This is a genomic window from Salinimicrobium flavum (assembly GCF_042684505.1).
Classification (GTDB): Bacteria; Bacteroidota; Bacteroidia; order Flavobacteriales; family Flavobacteriaceae; genus Salinimicrobium; species Salinimicrobium flavum.
Genome location: NZ_JBHULT010000006.1, coordinates 859237 through 877451, shown reverse-complemented (window position 1 = coordinate 877451; position 18215 = coordinate 859237). Strand labels below are relative to the sequence as shown.

The window sequence follows — 18215 nt, the reverse complement described above, 5'->3', positions numbered from 1 at the left end:
ACCGACAAATCACGTTTCCCAAGTCCGCTACTTGCGTTAACCGTAAACGTTAGCAAACATTTTATGAAAGATTTCTCCGAAAATTATTTATTTGAATTAAGCACAAATCTGGACAAGTTCAAAAGGTATAATTCAATGATGGAGGGTTTTTTGAGAAATGAATTCTCAAGACAAAAAGAAGAATTAGAAATTGATAAATTCTACAAGAAAACTGAGAAAGATTTTACCGAATTAATAAATATAACGATGGTCGTAAATGACCATTTAATGTTTTATCCTCAAAACTTTAGAACTTCCTTATTAGTCCAGATTTTCTCCCTTTTAGAACATAAACTCGGAGAAATTTGTTTATACCATCACCTATCAAAATCTACAGACTTTTCAATCAAAGATTTAAAGGGTAATAGTGATATAGACAAAGCAAAGCTATATTTGAAAAAAGCTTGTAAAATTGACTTTAAGCACCTAGATCCAGAATGGAATTTTTTAGAAAAACTGAGAAAAATTAGAAACCTCATAGTTCATAATAAAGGCGAAATAAGTGGAATGCATAGAAATTGGAATTCAATATTTTCATTTATCTCAAATAACAAAGACATATTAAGTTTTTCACAGAATATTGAGTATATGTCAAAAGAAGAATTTCAAGCTTTTCACGATAAAGAGTTGGTTTACAATATAGAAATTGAACCTTACGATTGTATCGAAAGGTTTTTAGAAACCATCAAACTGTTTTTCGAAAAACTCTTTGAAAAATTAAATTCCATATAAAACGTTTGCTAACAACGCATACCGCAAATGGCGGGTTTCATAGAAAAGAACTAAATTAGTTTCCATAACAACCAAAAACGTTAAGCCGACAAATTCGCATCCATAACTCCACGCCACTTGTCGTTATGCGAGACCGTTGGCGATAATTATTATTCAGCATTATGACAAATAAACATTCTCTGATTATAGCTTTAGAACCTGATAAATATGAAATATTTGATAAGAGAATAATGAAGCCATTTACTTATCAAATGGAATTTAAAGATGAAGGGGGAATTAAAGGTTCAATGGTGAGCCAGATTTGTGATAGTGTCAAAATTAAAAAAGAAAAGTTTGAATTTTTTATACCCAATAATGTTGCTATTTTATTATCAATTTCTAAGAAAAATAAAGAGGCCTCTTTAGAATTCTACAATGAAAATATAATAAACAATATTGAAAGCGAGACGGATAAAATTAAGGAGCTAAAACGTAAATCTTCAACTTTTTGCGATTATATCGAATTGATACAAACGTCAATTGTTTTCGCTTATACCAGTCTTGAAGCTTTTAGCAACTTGAGTATTCCTTCGAATTATACATATTCGCAAAAAATTAAAAATAAAGGCACCGTTGAAAAATTTGATAAAGAATGTATAGAGAAATGGATTGACCTTAAAACTAAAATAAATATAATTCTACCAGAAATTTATCAAACTAAAAAGCTACAAGAAACCAAACTTTGGAGTCACTTTATAAAATTAGAAAAGTATAGGCATGAAATTATTCACCAAAAATCAATCGACAGAACTGAATTTTATAAAGGATATTTTAATGATGACATATTCAAAGTAGCATCTTCAGCAGAAAAGATAATTCAATTCTTTTATGACAACCAAAAATTATCTTCAACTAATCCATTATGGCCTTGGGTAATTGGAGAAAAGAAAGAGTTTCCGGTGTTTCAAGCTGATCCAAAAAGATTTGAAGTAGTTGGAAATATACACGAAGGCGTTACAAAAAAATAACTATCGCCAACATCGGTTAACGAGCAAATAGCGGCCGAACCTGCAAAAAATGACATTTTTGACTACCTTTAAAAAGATAACTTAACCGACAAATATGTTTCCCAGGTCCGCCACTTGCGTTAACCGGAGACGTTGTGCCCAATATGAAATGAACCAAATCAAAATCCATAACCTGACAGAGAAGACCAGTTTCAACAGCTATGAGGACTTTGAAACTTATCCGACCTCAAACATAAAATGTCCGACTTGCAATGATGAAATCTCGATTGGCTTTAATGACTTGAAAAAACATCAACTTTCGGATTATTCAAATTTATCGCATGCAGATCAACTTGAATTTGAAAGATTTACAACGGAATCGGTGATTAACAAACCAAATTCTTTTCTTGACTATTATTGCCCGACTTGTAAAACTCCAATTCGACTGCTTTACGAAAGCTGGGCCGGTGGTCGACATGGTGAATATGGATATGATTTGAAGACCATATTGACAAAAGAAAAAGAAAAAGAAAAAAATACTGGGCACAACATCGGTTAACGAGCAAATAGCGGCAGATCCCTCTAAAATGACATTTTTGACTACCTTTAAAAAGATAACTTAACCGATAAAATATGTTTCCCAAACCGCTACTTGCGTTAACCGGAGACGTTATAGGCAATTTAAATAGAGCGAAACATTAAAAAGAAAAGACAACATTATGTTTGGAGGAATTATCTTAGATCCTGGTCTAATTCAAAGGATATAATCCCTGCTCTCATTAAAAAAGAAAAGAAAATCGCTACACCAAATTTAATGGGTGTTGCACAAGAAAGATTCTATTACTCACTTGTAGAATTTACTGTTGAGGAGGAGATTGTTCTAAAACAATTAATTTCTAACCTAAGTAATGATGACACAAAAGAAATTTACCAACAGTACTTCAATCTCTTTACAACTTATTCCAGATTCAAGAGAATATTAGAATCCAATGACCTCCCAACCAAACAGAAATCCGAAATAGAAGAAAAATTGGATCTAATGAAGGTTAATCTGATGGAAGATTTTCATTCGGATTTTGAAAATTTCGGACATAAATTGATGTTGGTCGAAAAGCCTGAAGATTTGATGTTTTTGGAAGATGAAGAGTCTTTAATTAAAACTTTAATTTTTCTATGTTTTCAATATGTCCGGACTAAAAAAATGCAGAATAATTTTAGCCAGAAATTTGAGAATCACTTAACCATTCTTCCAAAATATTTTCACGTAATATCATTTGTATTAGCCACAGGAATGGCGAACGGACTGAGATTTTATAAACAAACAAAGTTCATTTTTATTGAAAATATTTCCAAAATTGACTTTATAACTTCCGACCAACCGATCACCAATTTGCTTGAGGATGAAAGAGATGAATTGGGAAATATTAAATCATTAGAGTTTTATTATCCCTTAAGTCCAAAAGTTGCTCTAAAAATTCATTACAAAGATGAGGGATTGAAATTCGATCATATTAAAGCAACAGAAGATCAAGTAAACTCTTTAAACCACATTGTTTTCAACAGATCTGAGGAATTCATATTTGCTTGTACCACTAAAGAACTTGAAAAATATAAAAACTGCCTATAACATCGGTTAACGAGCAAATAGCTGCAGACAATCTAAAATGACATTTTTGACTACCTTTAAAAAGATAACTTGACCGATAAATCACGTTCCCAAAGTCCGCTACTTGCGTTAACCGGTGACGTTGTGAACAATGGCTCCTGACTCACTAAACCGGTTAAAAATTAAACTTTCCGACTCTTTTCCTGGAAAACAAAAACGGACACTTACTCAGCCGGATTAAAAATTAAAAATAATACGCACCACTCTGCTGTTTTTAACTATTCTCACTCTTGCGGATCTCAAAAGTAACAAAGCAGTCTGGAGAAAATAAAAAAAGGAAAATCAGGTTGACGAGAAAACATAACGGCAAATCTTTGGTGCTCACTCAGCTGTGTCGCCACTGATTCACAACAACGGTTAACAAAAATGGCTTTTTGAAGAGATATTTTCCTACATTTATTTCCATAAGAAAAACCCATTACGTCTGAAAGTGAAGTCTTCCCTACACGCCACTTTCGTTAACCGGGAACGTTGTGAGACATCTAAAAAAACTGATTACAAATGAATTTCTTTAAACAAAACCAATAGTGAGAATACCAAAATTTTTCAAGTATATCCTTTACGTTGTTTTAGGTATAGTAGTTTTTATTTTAGTAGTGACAATTGGAAATACTCTTAAAATTTCCAATTCAGAAGAATATGAATTAGCAAAAAAACATCTGACAAACAGTCCCGAACTCATCGCAGAAATAGGAGAAATCCAAGAGTTTGGAAGATTTCCTTCTGGCGGTACCAGATCGGAAAATGGTTCAGAGTACGCTCAAATAGAAACGACAGTTGAAGGTACAAAGGCTAAGGCAAAAGTTATTCTTTTGATGAGTAAAAAACCTTTGGATAACTGGACTTTTGATCAAATTCACATTGAACAGCAATGATTAAATTTTTATACACCATAGCGTCAGTCTTCTTTATTGTTGCCGTTGTTTCTTTGATAAGCTTTGTGAAGAGCTTACTTCTTAAAGAAGAACTGATTTTTATGTCATTTTTCGGACACCTGCTGGAAATACTTTTCTTCGGGTTTCTGACTCTGATTTGCATTTTTCTGATTAGAAGAACAAAAAAGAAAAGACGTCTCACAACAACATATAAAAACAATGCTTAAACCAGTCTCTAATCAAAGTCCGTGCTCGCTTGCAACGCCTGATTGTCCTGCGGACAATCAAGCTATCCAGCTCGCACTGTTTTTATATGAGACGTTGTAGCCAATATGAAAATGAAACTAATAGTAACACCCTTTAATCTGACTATTCTTGCTTTGGTGCTATTAAGCATCTTTAAGCTGCATTTGTTCAATTTTTGGACATTGGATGGAGGAAGTAGTCTTGTCGGACTTTATGCCGTAGGCGCTTTGATAATTTCATTGTTTCTTTTTGTCGCAGACCGATTACTAATGAAAAACCTGACTTATAAAAAAGCTTTTCTGATTGAAATTGTCCTTGTGGCTATCGGACTTCTTATCTTGTGGAATTTGAATATTGGTGGATAATGAAGGACGGAAAAAATACTGGCTACAACACTATATAAAAACAATGCTAAAACCTGTCTCAATTCGGAACCCTGTGCTCGCTTGCTGCGCCTGATTGTCCTGCGGACAATCACGCTCGCCAGCTCGCACAGTTTTTATACGGGACGTTGTAAAACATTAACCAGGCGTAGCGGAAGAAATAAATCAAAGTTTAAATTATGAATGAAATTATTGGAATAACTATAGTTGTGACCTTTTTCAATTTTTTGGGAGGCTCAGCCCGTTGGTTATTCGGATCACTTTGGGGACTTCTGACAAATAAGCCCAATGAAACCTTTAAAGAGTACCTGTTCGGACCTAAAAAATCTAAAAATCGGACTGATAAAATGGATCATAGTACTGCAAACGCTTTGTTGGGAGCAGCAATATTTTTTGTTCTTGCTACAATAATTATTAAGTATAACATATAAACGTTTTACAACAATATATAAAAACAATGCTTATATCAGTCTCTAATCGAAAGTTTGTGCTCGCTTGCTCAGCGGATTGTCCTGCGAACAATCACGCACGCCCGCTCGCACTGTTTTTATACGGGACGTTACCTACAATAGCTCCGGACCAAAAAATATATGATGAAAAAAATACATTTTGATCTTCTAATGATACTTTTAATGGCGGTACTGTTACTGACTTTAAACCGACTCGAACTTTTGGAGGAATACGCAAAATTCGGACTGGTTGCCTTATTAGCTTTCTACTGGTTGGGCCAATATTCTGAGAGAAAATTTAAGAAAAAATGATCAGCGGACTTTAAAACCTATTTGACGCAAGTAGAACTTTATATACGGACTTCGGTAAGTTGCGTTTTTACTCGGATGTGTCGCTAAAGTAGGTAACAACATATAAAAACAATGCTTAATTCAGTCTCAAATCGAAACATCGTGTTCACTTGCTCAGCGGATTGTCCTGCGGACAATCACGCTCGCCAGCTCGCACTGTTTTTATACGGGACGTTGTAAAAAATGTTCTTCCTGTTTTTCAAGGTCAAATAAGCGGATTAGGATGACTTTAAAATCTGTACGTAATCGGACCTGAAATTCTTTGCGCAAAAAGGCTTTCCAATCTGTCCGGAGGGATTCGCAAGTAGTACGCTGGCTTCCCCCTACCGGGGTGGCAATTCGCAATCAGAAACGCAAACAATCTCAAAACAAACACTTTTTACAACAACACCTATAAGTCATTGCGGCGGAATTTTCTTACGAAAATTCTTATCTTTCAGCAGTGGCTATGGCTTGGCGGAAAAGTCCTTCAGATATTTTCCGCAACGAACTTATAGCTTAAACGTTGCCAACAATTTGAAAAAAATTGTCACCATATTAATTCTGTTCTCTTTTTGTGCTTGTGCGCACCAAAGAGATATTTCCAATCCAAACGGACTTTTCAATTCTAATGAAGAAGCGGATTTGAATATGATAGTAGCGGAATTTGATAAGACTCTTATGACAGAGTTCGGCACAAACTCAAAAGAGCAAGCCTACACGGATTTCTCTGACTTGGTGTTTAAAAAAGGAGGAGTTCCTAATTTCCAAGGATTGCAAAACTTAAGCACAAACTTATTCACATTATCGGTATTTAATGAGATTTGGATAAACACAAGGAACAATAATCAAGAGGATAGAAAAGAAACAATAAACCTAAATGCAAAAGGCAAATATTTCTCCTATTTGGAGAGCATCGGTGAATACTCTGAATTAATTAAAAAGTACAAAGAAAATTTTGAGATTGTCAATGACATTCAACCATCAGTTATTGCAGGTGTTTCAAGAAATGTAGAAACTTTAGATTTAAAAGATCCGGATCATAGGTTATTTCTTGCAATTCATTATCTGACTTTAATAAACAGATAAAAAAACTGTTGGCAACATCGGTTAACGAGCAAATAGCGGCAAACCATTGAAAAATAACATTTTTGACTGCCTCTAAAAATATTATTTAACCGACAAATTTGAGTTTCCCAAGTCCGCAACTTGCGTTAACCGGGCCGGAATTGGTAAATACCAAATCACTTTTGCCAATAACGGTTATTAAAAATGGCTTTTTGAAACATAATTTTATACATTTATTTCCATTAGAAAAACCCGTTACGCCAAAAAGTAAGCTCTTCCCTACACGCCTCTTTTGTTAACCGGAGACGTTATACACAATATTTATATGAAAATTATGCTTAAAAGAATTACCATCCTTTCATTTTTAGTGCTATTTACAAGTATTGCAACTGCACAATCAGAAAAAATTGAAATTAAGTCAGAGAATCTGGAAGAATCGAATTATTTAAAAATGGATGATTTTTATTTAACTCATTATTTATATCTCGATTTGTTCTTGAGAGAAAACCTGTTTCCAGATGCTAACCCAAAGGAAGTTTCTGCAATAATTAAGGCTATAAAAAAATATGTTTCGGTTGATCAACCGTTAGAAATTGAAATTGAAAAACCTGGGAAAAGAAACTACTTAATCAAAATGTCAGTTTTAAAGAAAGATGATGGAACTGAACTATTAATTGCATTCACAAACTGGAGTTCTAAAAAAAGAACATTCGAAAAAGAAATCAAAATAGAGAATGACTCCTACACAAGATGGTATTTCCTAAATGGTGAAAAAATGACTTATCGAAAAGATATGTCTGACCAAAATAATTATTCCAAAATGTCTCAGTCTGACCTGGCAAACGCCTATTTATTTGATGAATTACCAGAGAATGATACCAAAGTAAAAAGCACTATTGAAAAGGTTCTACAAGACGGCGATTTAATGATATCAGAGAATATTACGGCCAATCTAATTCTTTTAAAGTATCAAATATTACAACGTGATACAGAAAATGTAAATAAGCAGACTAAATATTTGAATAAATTATTTAAAACCAATAAATCTAATTCAAATCTGAAAGGATTGGAGATGGCATTTGATGCAACAAAATTTCAAATAGAATTAATGTAATAAATACTGTGTACAACAACGGTTCATCGCCAATAGACGGCAGCGGCGGAAAGAAAATAATTAACTTGACCAACAAACCAACACTAACCACACCTATTGCGCGACAGGTCCGACAAATCCACGTCCATTACTCCGCCAACTGGAAGATGGGAGACTTTAAGATCCAGGTCCTAGTCCCCATATAAGTAAAAGATGGAGAAATTATACTTAAGGAAGAATATGGGAGTAAAAAATTTAGAGTCTATATGAGATGACATTATTTTAAAAAATATAATTTTATGAAGAAGCCTGTTTCCATATTGTTAGTTCTATTGATATCCCTTTTCTTTTTTAATTGTTCTAAAGATGATGTAGGTACAAATGAAAATGAAGTAGATGAGAATGAGATAGAAGCAGAACCATTTGAAGCTGTTTCCTCTGCAACATTCCCGGGAAATAAAGGCACAGATGTCTGGGGCTTTAGCCAGGACGGAAAAGAGTATGCAGTGTTTGGAAATATTAGTTCTGAATACAGAGAATTTTATATTATAGAAATTTCGGATTCCGGATCTCCAGACCTTATTTCAAGAACACCGTATGCTGCTTTTGATATAAAATTATGGCAAAATTACCTTTATGTAGTTGACGGCACACATGATGGCTCCTCTGAAAATAGCGGGATGATCTATGATATTCAAAATCCAGAAAACCCTGTGCCTGTAGGTGAATTTCCATCTTCTCACAACATTTTTATTGATGACAGAGGTTATTTATACCTTACCGGCAGGCACCTAAAAGAGGATGACGTAGAAATAGTATTTGGCATAACCATATATGATTTGAACAACGATCCAACTAATCCTGAACTCATCTGGAGTTCAGATGAATCTGAATCTCATGACATTTCGGTTATAGGAGAAAGGATGTTTGATTTTCACGGGGAAATGGGCACTTTCATTTATGATGTGTCCAATCCATCTTCTCCTGTCCTTCTTGGTTCAGCAAAAGCCGGTGTAGGTTATGATCACAATGGCTGGACTTCAAACGATGGAAATTACCTCTATATAACTAATGAATTTGCCAGGTCTCAATTAAATATTACAATCTTGGGTGGTCCCGATATTGCTATCTGGGATATTTCAGATGTTTCAAATCCCAGGCAGGTCGGAGAAATACACGACAATTCTTCGCGTGTTCATAATTTATATATCGTAGATAATTTAGCCTATGTTTCTTATTACAGTGCTGGCCTTAAAATTTTTGATATTTCTGCGCCTGAAAACCCTGTTCTAATTTATGAATATGATACGGACAGATTTCTTCCAGCACAAACAAACGACGGATTTAACGGAGCATTCGGAGTTTATCCTTTTACGAACTCCGGAAACGTATACGTAAGTGACCTTTCTTCTAAACTTTTTACTTTCAAACCGGTAGGAAATGATTAATTAGTAACATCGAAGTTAGATTCCTAATTATAAAAGCTTCAACGGGATTACCTGAATACTAAAAGAGCAAAAGAATACGAGTATTTGAAAACTGAATTAGCCTCTATATTTAAAAATGACAGTGGCTCTTAAAAAAGTCAGCACACAAAAACGATTCATCGCAAATAACAGGTATTGTCGTAAAAGTGTAATTTTAGAAACCAGGAAACTATACGCTTAGCCGATTCCCGAACCGTCGGGACCGCTTCCCTTACTCCGCCAACTGGCGATAACCGAGACCGTTATGTGGCATTGAATGTTGTTATATATGTTCTTTAAATCTTAAAGGATAACTCTATGAAAAATTTTATCAAACAACACCCAGTTTCATCTTATTACCTTTTAGTATTTGCCATTTCATGGGGAGGCATACTCCTGCTTATTGGCGGTCCTGACCACATACCGGGCACCAAAGAACAAGCTGAGAAGTTATTTGTGCCGGCACTCTTAATAATGTTTACCGGGCCCTTCGTTTCCGGTATCCTTTTGAATTTTCTTATCGATGGCAAGAAAGGTCTTCGTATGCTACTATCAAGGTTTTTGCATTGGCAGACTAATGGACGCTGGTATGCAATTGCGGTTTTTACAGGTCCTATTCTCGTTGCTACAGTACTCTTCGGGCTTTCTGTTTTCAATAAAGAATTCCTGCCAGGAATAATCACAGCGAAAGACAAAATTGATTTGATGATATTCGGTGTTTCCTGGGGTTTAATCGGTGGCGGGCTTTTGGAGGAAACCGGTTGGACCGGTTTTGCGGTACCTCAACTGCGAAAGCGGTACAGTATTTTATCAACAGGTCTCATCGTTGGTATGCTTTGGGGTATATGGCATTTTATGATAGCTTTTTGGGCAAGCAATTATTTGGCCGGTGCAGATTCATGGACGATGTTTGTGGCGGGTTTCATTGCTTTCTATCTGTTAGCGCTACCGGCATATAGGGTACTTCTGGTATTAGTTTATGACCGAACGAGGAGCCTCCCCGTCGTAATGCTTATGCACGCTTTTCTTTCTGCCAGCACTATAATATTCCAACCGACAGCGACCGGGCAAATCGCCTTTGTATGGAATTTAGTGCTGGGGCTAATCTTATGGGTCATCATTGTTATGATTGTCACAAATAAGCGTCTACATGTCCTTCAAAAACCAAGTAAAAATACCACATAACATTGTATAAGAGCAATAGTGGGGTGAAGTGCTAAAATTAAGGTCTGTGCATTTAATAAACTTTGGTGATAGCGGACACCTAATCGCATTTCAATCCGCTTCTGCTCTATACTTGACCCTTGTAGTTAATATTTTATTAGATTCATTTTTAAAGTAAGGTTCTGAAAAACAAAGTCTTTATAGATAAATAATAGCCGTTTATCTAATATCTTACTCGAAACCGTAATCCATTGCAAATTAAACATATATTGATTGGTTCTAACTAACCAACCACTAAAATGAAATTATCAATCAAGGCCTTAGTTTTAGTAATTATTCCTCTAATCCTTCTTTCGTGTTCACAAGATGAAATTTTAGAAGTGGCTTATTTAAAGGGACAAAAATCAGATAGATCAAGTAAATTATATAAAAGAAGTGAAGGTGTTTTAAACGGAAATGTAAAAATAATACAAGAGGTATTTTATGGTAAGAATAACAACGTAGATTCCGTAATCCGCAACAATGTTGGACATGCCATAGAAACATTTAAAGTAGAGTACAGAGGTAATAAACTTTCAAGAATTAAATACTTCCTGGATTATGGAATTTCGAGTAATAATAATATATCTTATAATTATATAGTCAATTCATCTATTGGTCACATAAAATTAGAAGATCCTAACTGGATTTTTGAAATTTACCATTCAGGTGTATACATAGATTCAACTAAATCTATCAATCCATCTGATATAAACAGTATTGCACATAATCAGTTCTTTAATAGAAATGAAAATGACCAACTAGTTTCTAATGGGTGGTATTCCTATCCCGATGATTATTCAGCATACACATATTCAAATTTCGATTCAGGTAAAAATCCAGGACCTTTGAATACAGTAATTGAAATTCCAAATAATGAAAGTATTTTATATATAATTCTTGGTCTTAAGCTATCAAAAGATAACCCTCTTACAATTGAGTTGCCATATGGTGAATCGCATAATATGACTTTAAATTATGATGAGGAGGGTTACGTTACCCAAGGAATCTGGAATTTTGACGACTCTTTTGTAGAATCTCATTTTTACATCGAACAATAGAATAGTTCGAAATACTAACCACAACAACGGTTATCAAAAATGGCTTTTTTGAGAGTTAATTTCCTAATTTTATTTCCATAAGAAAACCCGTTTCGCCGGAAAGTGATTGCTTCCCTACACGCCACTTTTGTTAACCGGGAACGTTACCTCATATTTAAAAAAACATTCCGCTGAATTGAAAAAATACAAATCGAACTTTAATATCAAACAAATTGGACGCTTCAGATTTTATAGCGGAATTTTTGTTGGATTGATATTCGGATTTATTTTAAACCAATTTTTCTTGAACATTATTCAAATGAGTGATGTTTTATCTGCAATGACCACCGGATTTTGGCAAACACCTTTCAGTGATAAACCTAGCTTTTACTATTCTTTTTTCTGGAGCTTATTTTCGATTAGTCTTGGGTTTAGTTTTACTAGTTACTTATGGACAAGTAAACCCATTTTAAAGAATAGAAGGGAAACCCGAATGAACAGAATTGCGCAAATCAATTCTCTTTTTATTTTCGGACTTATATTTTTATCCATTTCACGACTTCTGCAATTTTATATCGAGTTTCACTATATAGATTATGAAATTAAAGAACAGGTAGGAAATTTAATATTTATGGTTCCCATTTTCATTTATTTATACAGCTGGACTTATATTTCTCGAATTTATAAATCCACAAAACCTTTTCTGATTTCATTAATAATAATTTTAATTTACGGATTAATATTGAGTGGAATAAAAACGTGAGGTAACATCCGCTAACTAAAACGGCTTTTTCGAGAGATATTTTTCTACATTTATTTCCATAAGAAAATTCGTTTCTAAGGAAAGTGATATCTTCCCTGCTCGCCACTTTTGTTAACCGGAGACGCTGCCCACAATAAGAAATGAAGAATCTATTCCTTTTTACTAAGTACTTTCTAATTTCAACTGGAGTATATATTCTATTTGTCTTTTTAGAAATAGGAGGATCGTTTATACAAGAAGCAGGCTTAATAGGGGGCATACAGAATACCTGGTATCTTATAATCTCTCATCTGACTAATCTAGTATTATTTTCATCTTTCATAAGTATTTTATTTGTTGCCAAGAAAAGCTCTTTAAAAAATTCCTTATTTATCTCCTTCCTGACATTTCTGATTTTAGGTCCCCTTCTGTTCTTTTATACGAATAACATTGAAACAGAATTAGGTATGGATTCCATAATAATTCGAACGGAAAATATAGTGGGTGAAAAATATAATGAAGAAGAGAAGAAAAACAAAAGGAAGGCTTTAGGAGTAAACGAGCATTACCAGTCCATTGAGGAATTGAAAGTTTCAATAGATTCTATGGACGCAAAAATCAGTAGTGAAATTCGAACTTTGGAACAATTGACTGGGAAGATTCCTGATAGCTCCATAGTGTCGAATTTCGACTCCAAGGAAATCAATAAATACAAATTAAGGAGTGAAAAAAAAGACAGTATTAAATTTTCCAGGTTGGAACAGAATACTCAAAGATTAAAATCTCAGTTAGTGCAAATTAAATATTTTGAGAAGAATCAAAGAAAATTTGAGTTGGAGAAGTATTATCGTTTTCTCCAATTATTAATGCTTTTTTATCTCCTGATTTTAGGTGCTTTTGTGGGCAACAAATTAAGTAACCAAAAGTTCGTATCCATTTTAGGAGTTGGTATAGTGATTATGATTATTACTGCGTATTTCCTTCAAATGGCACAGAGTTACTACGTCGAAGAATCCAATTTACTCGTAGTTATTTTTTATACATTAATTATGATAGGTTTGTTTCTATACTTTTCCCTATTTATTTCTAAACCTGGATAACTTACTGTGGGCAACAATGGCTATCCAAAAATGGTTTTTTGAGAACTATTTTCCTACATTTATTTTCATAAGAAACAGCCGGTTCAACTGAAAGTGATTGCTTCCCTACACGCCACTTTTGTTAACCGGGAACGTTGCCAAAAAATACCCGAGAGGTGTTCTTCGAAACAATTTTTTTACCCAATCAGGCATTTCATAACTTTGGATTCGATCAAAACATAAGCTTCTAATTCATGAGTATTGCACAACCAACCAGGAATACAGTAAAAAAAGTAGGGCATATAGTTAAAAGTAATTCTGCTTGGCATTGGTTTCAGAAAGCAATTGTATTTACAATTTTCTCTTTAGTATTAAATCATTTAGCAACGCGCGAAAGTTTCCCAGATAGCGAATCGTATAGGTTTCCCGTAGAAGGTTTTCTGGCGTCTATTGCTTTATGTATTCTCATTGGAATCATAGCAGATCTTAATTTTAAATTTTACAAGAGAAAGCATTTTTCGAAAAAGGTAGAAACTGCCACAATCGTATGGTTTATGGCTTCTACCCTGGGATATATTATAATGATGTATATTCCTTTAAATATTATTATAAATATAGTTGCAGGTGCTGAGACAGAGTTCTACTATTTATTAATTGGTTTGCTCCTTACCTTATTATTGAGTTTTATTCTCGTAGGTTTATTGTATGCGCGAGACCTTTACAATTTATACAAGTTATCTATAAAAGATGCTGAAATAACTATTGAAAGCGGCGCGAAAATGACGAAGCTTACCTATGAAAATATTCTGTGCTTTTTCATAGAGAACAAAATTGTGTATACGGTTCAAAATGATGGCACCACAATTAATACCGATTTCACATTGAATGAGCTCGAAGAAAAAATAAACGATCAATTGTTTTTTAGAGCCAATCGAAAAATTATCATTCACAAAGATGCTGTAGACCAAATTGAAAAGATTGAAAATGGGAAGTTGCGTCTTCGGTTAAAAGCTTCCATTGAAAACGATGCGATTGCTCAAATCATTATCAGTCGTTACAAACGAAAAGCATTTATGGATTGGTTTCAATAATAGATCCCAAAAACGACCGACCATTCAGTTATAAATTTAAGACCATTGAGTAAAAACGTAAGTATTTAAAGGAATTTTCAGAGATTTTGTTCATTGTTTCGCTTAGAATTTAGAATCAAAAAAAATGAACAAAATCACTTTACGTAATACATTAGTTCCATTAATTACCATTGCAATCATCTGCTTTATATGGTTTGGCCCCATCCGTTTAAGTTATGTAGAAAACATCATTATTTCTATATTAATCATTATAGCTAATTATGTAGAATATGATGGAAAACCGTTTTCAGCACTTGGGTTTCAACGTGAAAAATTCACAGTCAAAAACATTTTAGTACTTGCTCCATTAGTTGCATTAGGACTCTTTGTTTTTTATGTCTTCGCTTTGGTTCCTGGAATTACAAAACTCACTGGAGTTCCTATCGATTATTCAAGTTTTGATCAATTGAGAGGAAATCTTCCAGCCTCTTTAATTGCATTATTTTTAGTATGGGCAACTGCGGGGTTTGGAGAAGAAATTATCTTTCGCGGTTATTTTATGCGACAATTCGTAAAATTCTTTGGAGAAAACAAAGTCAGTATTGTGCTTAATATTGTTCTACTTGCTTGTTTTTTTGGCTTTATGCATAGTTATCAAGGAATTACAGGGCAACTTGTTGCAGGTATTGTGGGAGGGCTCCTAGCCTTGATCTTCTACCTGCGTAAATACGATTTGTGGTTCGTTGTTGCTGTACATGGTTTTTTTGACACCATAGCCATAATTTGTATTTATTTTGGTTTGGCGTAACATTGCCATTTAATAACACTTACACCTTAATTTTCCTCAATTTTCCTCAATAAATTGTGCCTTTTTGAACTATATTTAGTTATGAAAATAAAACAGTACTGGGCTAACCTTGACGGATTTTTGAGATTTCGGCTAAATTGCTGTGCTGAATCTGACTCGAAAAATAATTGAGATAATTACATTTAGTATGTGTTTTGACTTTAGGCAACAACGATTAACAAAAATGGGGTTTTTGAGAGTTAATTTCCTAATTTTATTTCCATAAGAAAACCCGTTACGCCGGAAAGTGATTCCTTCCCTACACGTCACTTGCGTTAACCGGGAACGTTGGCAACTATTTTAAATAACTCCATTATGAAGAAAATTTTACTTTTTATTTTTCTGGCATCAGTTCTGACACAAGCACAAAACAATTCTATTGATCAGGCTGAATTAGAAAGCAAACCTTTATCTCCTGATACATCCAAAGTAGATGTATCCATAAAATCCGGAATTGGAAATACAGATTTACAAACCCTGTTTGATTTTGAAAATATAAACCAAACTGAATTTTTCTTTGATGGGGAATCAATCAAAGGGAAATATTTTGTGCTCACCATGAAAGAATTTTTGAATGGAGAAATGATCAATACTACCACATTATTCGATGAAAGAGGTAATCAATATTTTAAAATAGATTCCTCTAAGACCTCTTTCAAACTACTTAGCAAAATTGATAAAGAGGATTTAAAAATTTGGATTAGAGGTGGAAAATTTGGGAGCAAACAATCCTATTTCCCCCTAACTCACGATAACGGCCGGTATGTTGCCAAAGATTTTTTTGGAAGCAAAGAAATCCTCAAAGAAGATACAAATGACCCCTTCTATATCATGTCTATAATCACGCCTAATAGAAATCCGGATGGATCAGGGTCCTATTGCAGGGTGGCGCAATCAGAAATTGATCCGGAACAGTTCGGAAATGAATATGCTATTCCTCATTATTATTTAATTGAAATTCAGTTTATAAAATAATCTGTTGAACGTTGGAGACAGGCAAAATCAAAATTTATGAAAACCACAAGTTCAATTCTATTTATCCTTTTTCCTATAATTTCTTTCTGCCAAGACTTTAGTCTAACCGGAGAATTTTCAGGAGAAAATAAAAAATGGAATAACCGAACCAAAATTATATAAGATCGACTAAACAATTCAATTGCGGCAGTCCATCCAAATTTTCTTAACTATCTTTAAATAAACTTTTTAACCGAAAGATCCCCGTTCCTAAACGCACTCCGGATAAGCGTTTACGTTGGCTGAAACTTTTGAAGTTTAATTTGATAGAAGATGCACAAACTGAACCGGCTCAAAAATTTAGCAAAAGAGCATCCGGTTATTATCTTTTACCTGGTAACATTTCTCATTTCCTGGGGAGGTCTCGCGCTACTCTTAGGTGGCCCTGATCAAATTACTGCTCAGCCAACCAAAGTTCCTTTTTTGCCTTTGTATTTAATAACCGTTTCCGGCCCTTGTATTGCAGGAATCCTATTGATTGGGATATACCACGGAACCGAAGGGTACCGGAAGTTTATATCCCGCCTGTTTAAATATCGCGTGAACATTAAATGGTACGCTATTGCCCTTTTAACTGCACCTGTAACGGTCTTCGCCACACTTTTCGTTCTCTGGTTATTTTCCCCGGAATTCCTGCCCGGTATATTTACCTACGGTGATAGTCCTGTTGCTTCTTCGTTCGGATTGGATGGTAGTAACAAAATGACCCTTGTGCTATTTGTACTGTTGATTGGCCTTTTTAACGGCTTCGTTGAGGAACTTGGATGGACAGGTTTTGTAACTCATGAGCTGAGATGGAATCATAATTTCATTTCAACAGGGCTTAATATAGGTGTGATGTGGGGGTTATGGCACTTGCTTTCAAATTATACAGGCAGTGCCGTTGAAGCAGGAAATTTCCCTTTACCATTATACCTGGGTGTACTTCTATTTTCCTTCCTGCCCCCCTTTAGAATCCTCATGACATGGGTTTATGCACACACAAGAAGCCTCTTAATAGCCATACTAATGCACGCAAGTCTTGATATATTCTGGATATTATCCATGCCGAATGTCCTGACAGGTCAACAGCGTGTGGTGTGGTATCTGGCCTGGGCTGTTGTGCTTTGGATGGTTGTGGCAGTAATTAAATGGGATAGTAATAGAAAAGACAGACCTAAGAAACGAACATTCCAATAGACAAAGAAAAAAGACTTTCACTATCTAATTGAAACAACATTTGGGAACTAAGGCTTTAGCCAACCGGTAAGAGTAACCTGGCTGAAGGATAATTATAAGAGAAACAGTAGGCACAAAATGAAAGAAGAAAATTTCAATCAACTGCTCAGAAATCCCGACCAGGAGCCTTCTGATACTTTATTTAAAAGTATTCTGGACGAGTCCCTCTATGAGATCATGAAGAAGATTGAACAGAATTTCATAACAACAGGAATTATCCTTGAATGGAGATATTATAAAGACGGAAAAGCCTGGTTGGGAAAAGCTACTTACAGGAAAAGAACGATGGTTTGGATTTCCATCTGGGCGAATTTCATTAAAGCAAGTTTTTATTTTACTGAAAAAACCCGTCCGGGCGTTTTGGATTTAAGTTTTAACGAAAAAATTAAATCTGCTTTTTCAAGCACAAGACCAACAGGAAAACTCATTCCGCTGATCCTTGACATAAAAGATGAAGAAACCTATCAGGACTTTAAAACTCTGCTCAACTTCAAAAAAAATGGCAAATAAACGCACCACAACAACGAGTATCAAAAATGGCTTTTTGAGAGATAAATTTCCTACATTTATTTCCCTTAGAAAAACCCGTTACGCAGGAAAGTGATTCCTTCCCTACACGTCACTTTCGGCTTTTTATTAAGTTTGGTCCAGGCCAATAAGAACGTGTTT

Annotated in this window: 19 protein-coding genes; all 19 read left to right on the top strand. The window is 34.5% G+C overall.

Going from position 1 to position 18215, the window contains the following annotated elements; genetic code table 11:
- Nucleotides 1-63 precede the first annotated feature (63 nt).
- The gene (locus tag ACFSTG_RS07465; RefSeq protein WP_380750431.1) at nucleotides 64-771 is read left to right on the top strand and encodes a hypothetical protein; all 708 of its coding nucleotides are present in this window, start codon (nucleotides 64-66) and stop codon (nucleotides 769-771) included.
- A gap of 161 nt (nucleotides 772-932) precedes the next feature.
- Nucleotides 933-1778: a hypothetical protein gene (locus tag ACFSTG_RS07460; protein WP_380750428.1), complete on the top strand. Its 846-nt coding sequence runs from the start codon at nucleotides 933-935 to the stop codon at nucleotides 1776-1778.
- Between the two features lie 148 nt (nucleotides 1779-1926).
- Complete coding sequence (locus ACFSTG_RS07455) at nucleotides 1927-2316, top strand: hypothetical protein (RefSeq protein ID WP_380750425.1); 390 nt, start codon at nucleotides 1927-1929, stop codon at nucleotides 2314-2316.
- A 126-nt stretch (nucleotides 2317-2442) separates the two neighbouring features.
- Nucleotides 2443-3384, top strand: a complete 942-nt coding sequence (locus ACFSTG_RS07450; RefSeq protein ID WP_380750819.1) for a DUF4238 domain-containing protein — start codon at nucleotides 2443-2445, stop codon at nucleotides 3382-3384.
- A gap of 566 nt (nucleotides 3385-3950) precedes the next feature.
- Nucleotides 3951-4298 carry a cytochrome c oxidase assembly factor Coa1 family protein gene (locus ACFSTG_RS07445; protein ID WP_380750422.1) on the top strand — a complete coding sequence of 116 codons (348 nt, stop codon included), beginning with the start codon at nucleotides 3951-3953 and terminating at the stop codon, nucleotides 4296-4298.
- Between the two features lie 338 nt (nucleotides 4299-4636).
- A complete protein-coding gene (locus tag ACFSTG_RS07440) occupies nucleotides 4637-4909 on the top strand; it encodes a hypothetical protein (RefSeq protein ID WP_380750419.1) in 273 nt (90 codons plus the stop codon).
- Between the two features lie 197 nt (nucleotides 4910-5106).
- Nucleotides 5107-5358, top strand: coding sequence for a hypothetical protein (locus ACFSTG_RS07435; protein ID WP_380750417.1), 252 nt, complete (start codon nucleotides 5107-5109; stop codon nucleotides 5356-5358).
- A 159-nt stretch (nucleotides 5359-5517) separates the two neighbouring features.
- On the top strand, nucleotides 5518-5688 hold the full coding sequence (locus ACFSTG_RS07430) for a hypothetical protein (RefSeq protein ID WP_380750415.1): 171 nt from the start codon (nucleotides 5518-5520) through the stop codon (nucleotides 5686-5688).
- 555 nt (nucleotides 5689-6243) lie between these two features.
- Nucleotides 6244-6795, top strand: a complete 552-nt coding sequence (locus ACFSTG_RS07425; RefSeq protein ID WP_380750412.1) for a hypothetical protein — start codon at nucleotides 6244-6246, stop codon at nucleotides 6793-6795.
- 313 nt (nucleotides 6796-7108) lie between these two features.
- Complete coding sequence (locus ACFSTG_RS07420; RefSeq protein ID WP_380750409.1) at nucleotides 7109-7888, top strand: hypothetical protein; 780 nt, start codon at nucleotides 7109-7111, stop codon at nucleotides 7886-7888.
- A gap of 278 nt (nucleotides 7889-8166) precedes the next feature.
- Complete coding sequence (locus tag ACFSTG_RS07415; RefSeq protein ID WP_380750406.1) at nucleotides 8167-9315, top strand: LVIVD repeat-containing protein; 1149 nt, start codon at nucleotides 8167-8169, stop codon at nucleotides 9313-9315.
- A gap of 336 nt (nucleotides 9316-9651) precedes the next feature.
- Nucleotides 9652-10518: a CPBP family intramembrane glutamic endopeptidase gene (locus ACFSTG_RS07410; RefSeq protein WP_380750403.1), complete on the top strand. Its 867-nt coding sequence runs from the start codon at nucleotides 9652-9654 to the stop codon at nucleotides 10516-10518.
- A gap of 278 nt (nucleotides 10519-10796) precedes the next feature.
- Nucleotides 10797-11597, top strand: coding sequence for a hypothetical protein (locus tag ACFSTG_RS07405; protein ID WP_380750400.1), 801 nt, complete (start codon nucleotides 10797-10799; stop codon nucleotides 11595-11597).
- A gap of 882 nt (nucleotides 11598-12479) precedes the next feature.
- A complete protein-coding gene (locus ACFSTG_RS07400) occupies nucleotides 12480-13418 on the top strand; it encodes a hypothetical protein (RefSeq protein WP_380750397.1) in 939 nt (312 codons plus the stop codon).
- Nucleotides 13419-13651: 233 nt separating this feature from the next.
- Nucleotides 13652-14488 carry a LytR/AlgR family response regulator transcription factor gene (locus tag ACFSTG_RS07395; protein ID WP_380750394.1) on the top strand — a complete coding sequence of 279 codons (837 nt, stop codon included), beginning with the start codon at nucleotides 13652-13654 and terminating at the stop codon, nucleotides 14486-14488.
- A 124-nt stretch (nucleotides 14489-14612) separates the two neighbouring features.
- Nucleotides 14613-15275 (top strand): CPBP family intramembrane glutamic endopeptidase, encoded by a 663-nt coding sequence (locus ACFSTG_RS07390; RefSeq protein ID WP_380750391.1) that lies wholly within the window; start codon nucleotides 14613-14615, stop codon nucleotides 15273-15275.
- Between the two features lie 354 nt (nucleotides 15276-15629).
- Nucleotides 15630-16289: a hypothetical protein gene (locus ACFSTG_RS07385; RefSeq protein ID WP_380750388.1), complete on the top strand. Its 660-nt coding sequence runs from the start codon at nucleotides 15630-15632 to the stop codon at nucleotides 16287-16289.
- Between the two features lie 312 nt (nucleotides 16290-16601).
- Nucleotides 16602-17507 (top strand): CPBP family intramembrane glutamic endopeptidase, encoded by a 906-nt coding sequence (locus ACFSTG_RS07380; RefSeq protein ID WP_380750385.1) that lies wholly within the window; start codon nucleotides 16602-16604, stop codon nucleotides 17505-17507.
- Nucleotides 17508-17624: 117 nt separating this feature from the next.
- A complete protein-coding gene (locus ACFSTG_RS07375) occupies nucleotides 17625-18056 on the top strand; it encodes a DUF3788 family protein (RefSeq protein WP_380750382.1) in 432 nt (143 codons plus the stop codon).
- The last annotated feature ends 159 nt before the right edge of the window (nucleotides 18057-18215 follow it).

Excerpts from the sequence above, each read along its gene's own strand:
- ACFSTG_RS07390 (WP_380750391.1), top strand. The coding sequence starts at position 14,613 with ATGAACAAAATCACTTTACGTAATACATTAGTTCCATTAATTACCATT.
- ACFSTG_RS07460 (WP_380750428.1), top strand. The coding sequence starts at position 933 with ATGACAAATAAACATTCTCTGATTATAGCTTTAGAACCTGATAAATAT.
- ACFSTG_RS07435 (WP_380750417.1), top strand. The coding sequence starts at position 5,107 with ATGAATGAAATTATTGGAATAACTATAGTTGTGACCTTTTTCAATTTT.
- ACFSTG_RS07415 (WP_380750406.1), top strand. The coding sequence starts at position 8,167 with ATGAAGAAGCCTGTTTCCATATTGTTAGTTCTATTGATATCCCTTTTC.
- ACFSTG_RS07385 (WP_380750388.1), top strand. The coding sequence starts at position 15,630 with ATGAAGAAAATTTTACTTTTTATTTTTCTGGCATCAGTTCTGACACAA.
- ACFSTG_RS07405 (WP_380750400.1), top strand. The coding sequence starts at position 10,797 with ATGAAATTATCAATCAAGGCCTTAGTTTTAGTAATTATTCCTCTAATC.
- ACFSTG_RS07395 (WP_380750394.1), top strand. The coding sequence starts at position 13,652 with ATGAGTATTGCACAACCAACCAGGAATACAGTAAAAAAAGTAGGGCAT.
- ACFSTG_RS07420 (WP_380750409.1), top strand. The coding sequence starts at position 7,109 with ATGCTTAAAAGAATTACCATCCTTTCATTTTTAGTGCTATTTACAAGT.
- ACFSTG_RS07400 (WP_380750397.1), top strand. The coding sequence starts at position 12,480 with ATGAAGAATCTATTCCTTTTTACTAAGTACTTTCTAATTTCAACTGGA.
- ACFSTG_RS07465 (WP_380750431.1), top strand. The coding sequence starts at position 64 with ATGAAAGATTTCTCCGAAAATTATTTATTTGAATTAAGCACAAATCTG.
- ACFSTG_RS07430 (WP_380750415.1), top strand. The coding sequence starts at position 5,518 with ATGATGAAAAAAATACATTTTGATCTTCTAATGATACTTTTAATGGCG.
- ACFSTG_RS07440 (WP_380750419.1), top strand. The coding sequence starts at position 4,637 with ATGAAACTAATAGTAACACCCTTTAATCTGACTATTCTTGCTTTGGTG.
- ACFSTG_RS07380 (WP_380750385.1), top strand. The coding sequence starts at position 16,602 with ATGCACAAACTGAACCGGCTCAAAAATTTAGCAAAAGAGCATCCGGTT.
- ACFSTG_RS07410 (WP_380750403.1), top strand. The coding sequence starts at position 9,652 with ATGAAAAATTTTATCAAACAACACCCAGTTTCATCTTATTACCTTTTA.
- ACFSTG_RS07375 (WP_380750382.1), top strand. The coding sequence starts at position 17,625 with ATGAAAGAAGAAAATTTCAATCAACTGCTCAGAAATCCCGACCAGGAG.
- ACFSTG_RS07455 (WP_380750425.1), top strand. The coding sequence starts at position 1,927 with ATGAACCAAATCAAAATCCATAACCTGACAGAGAAGACCAGTTTCAAC.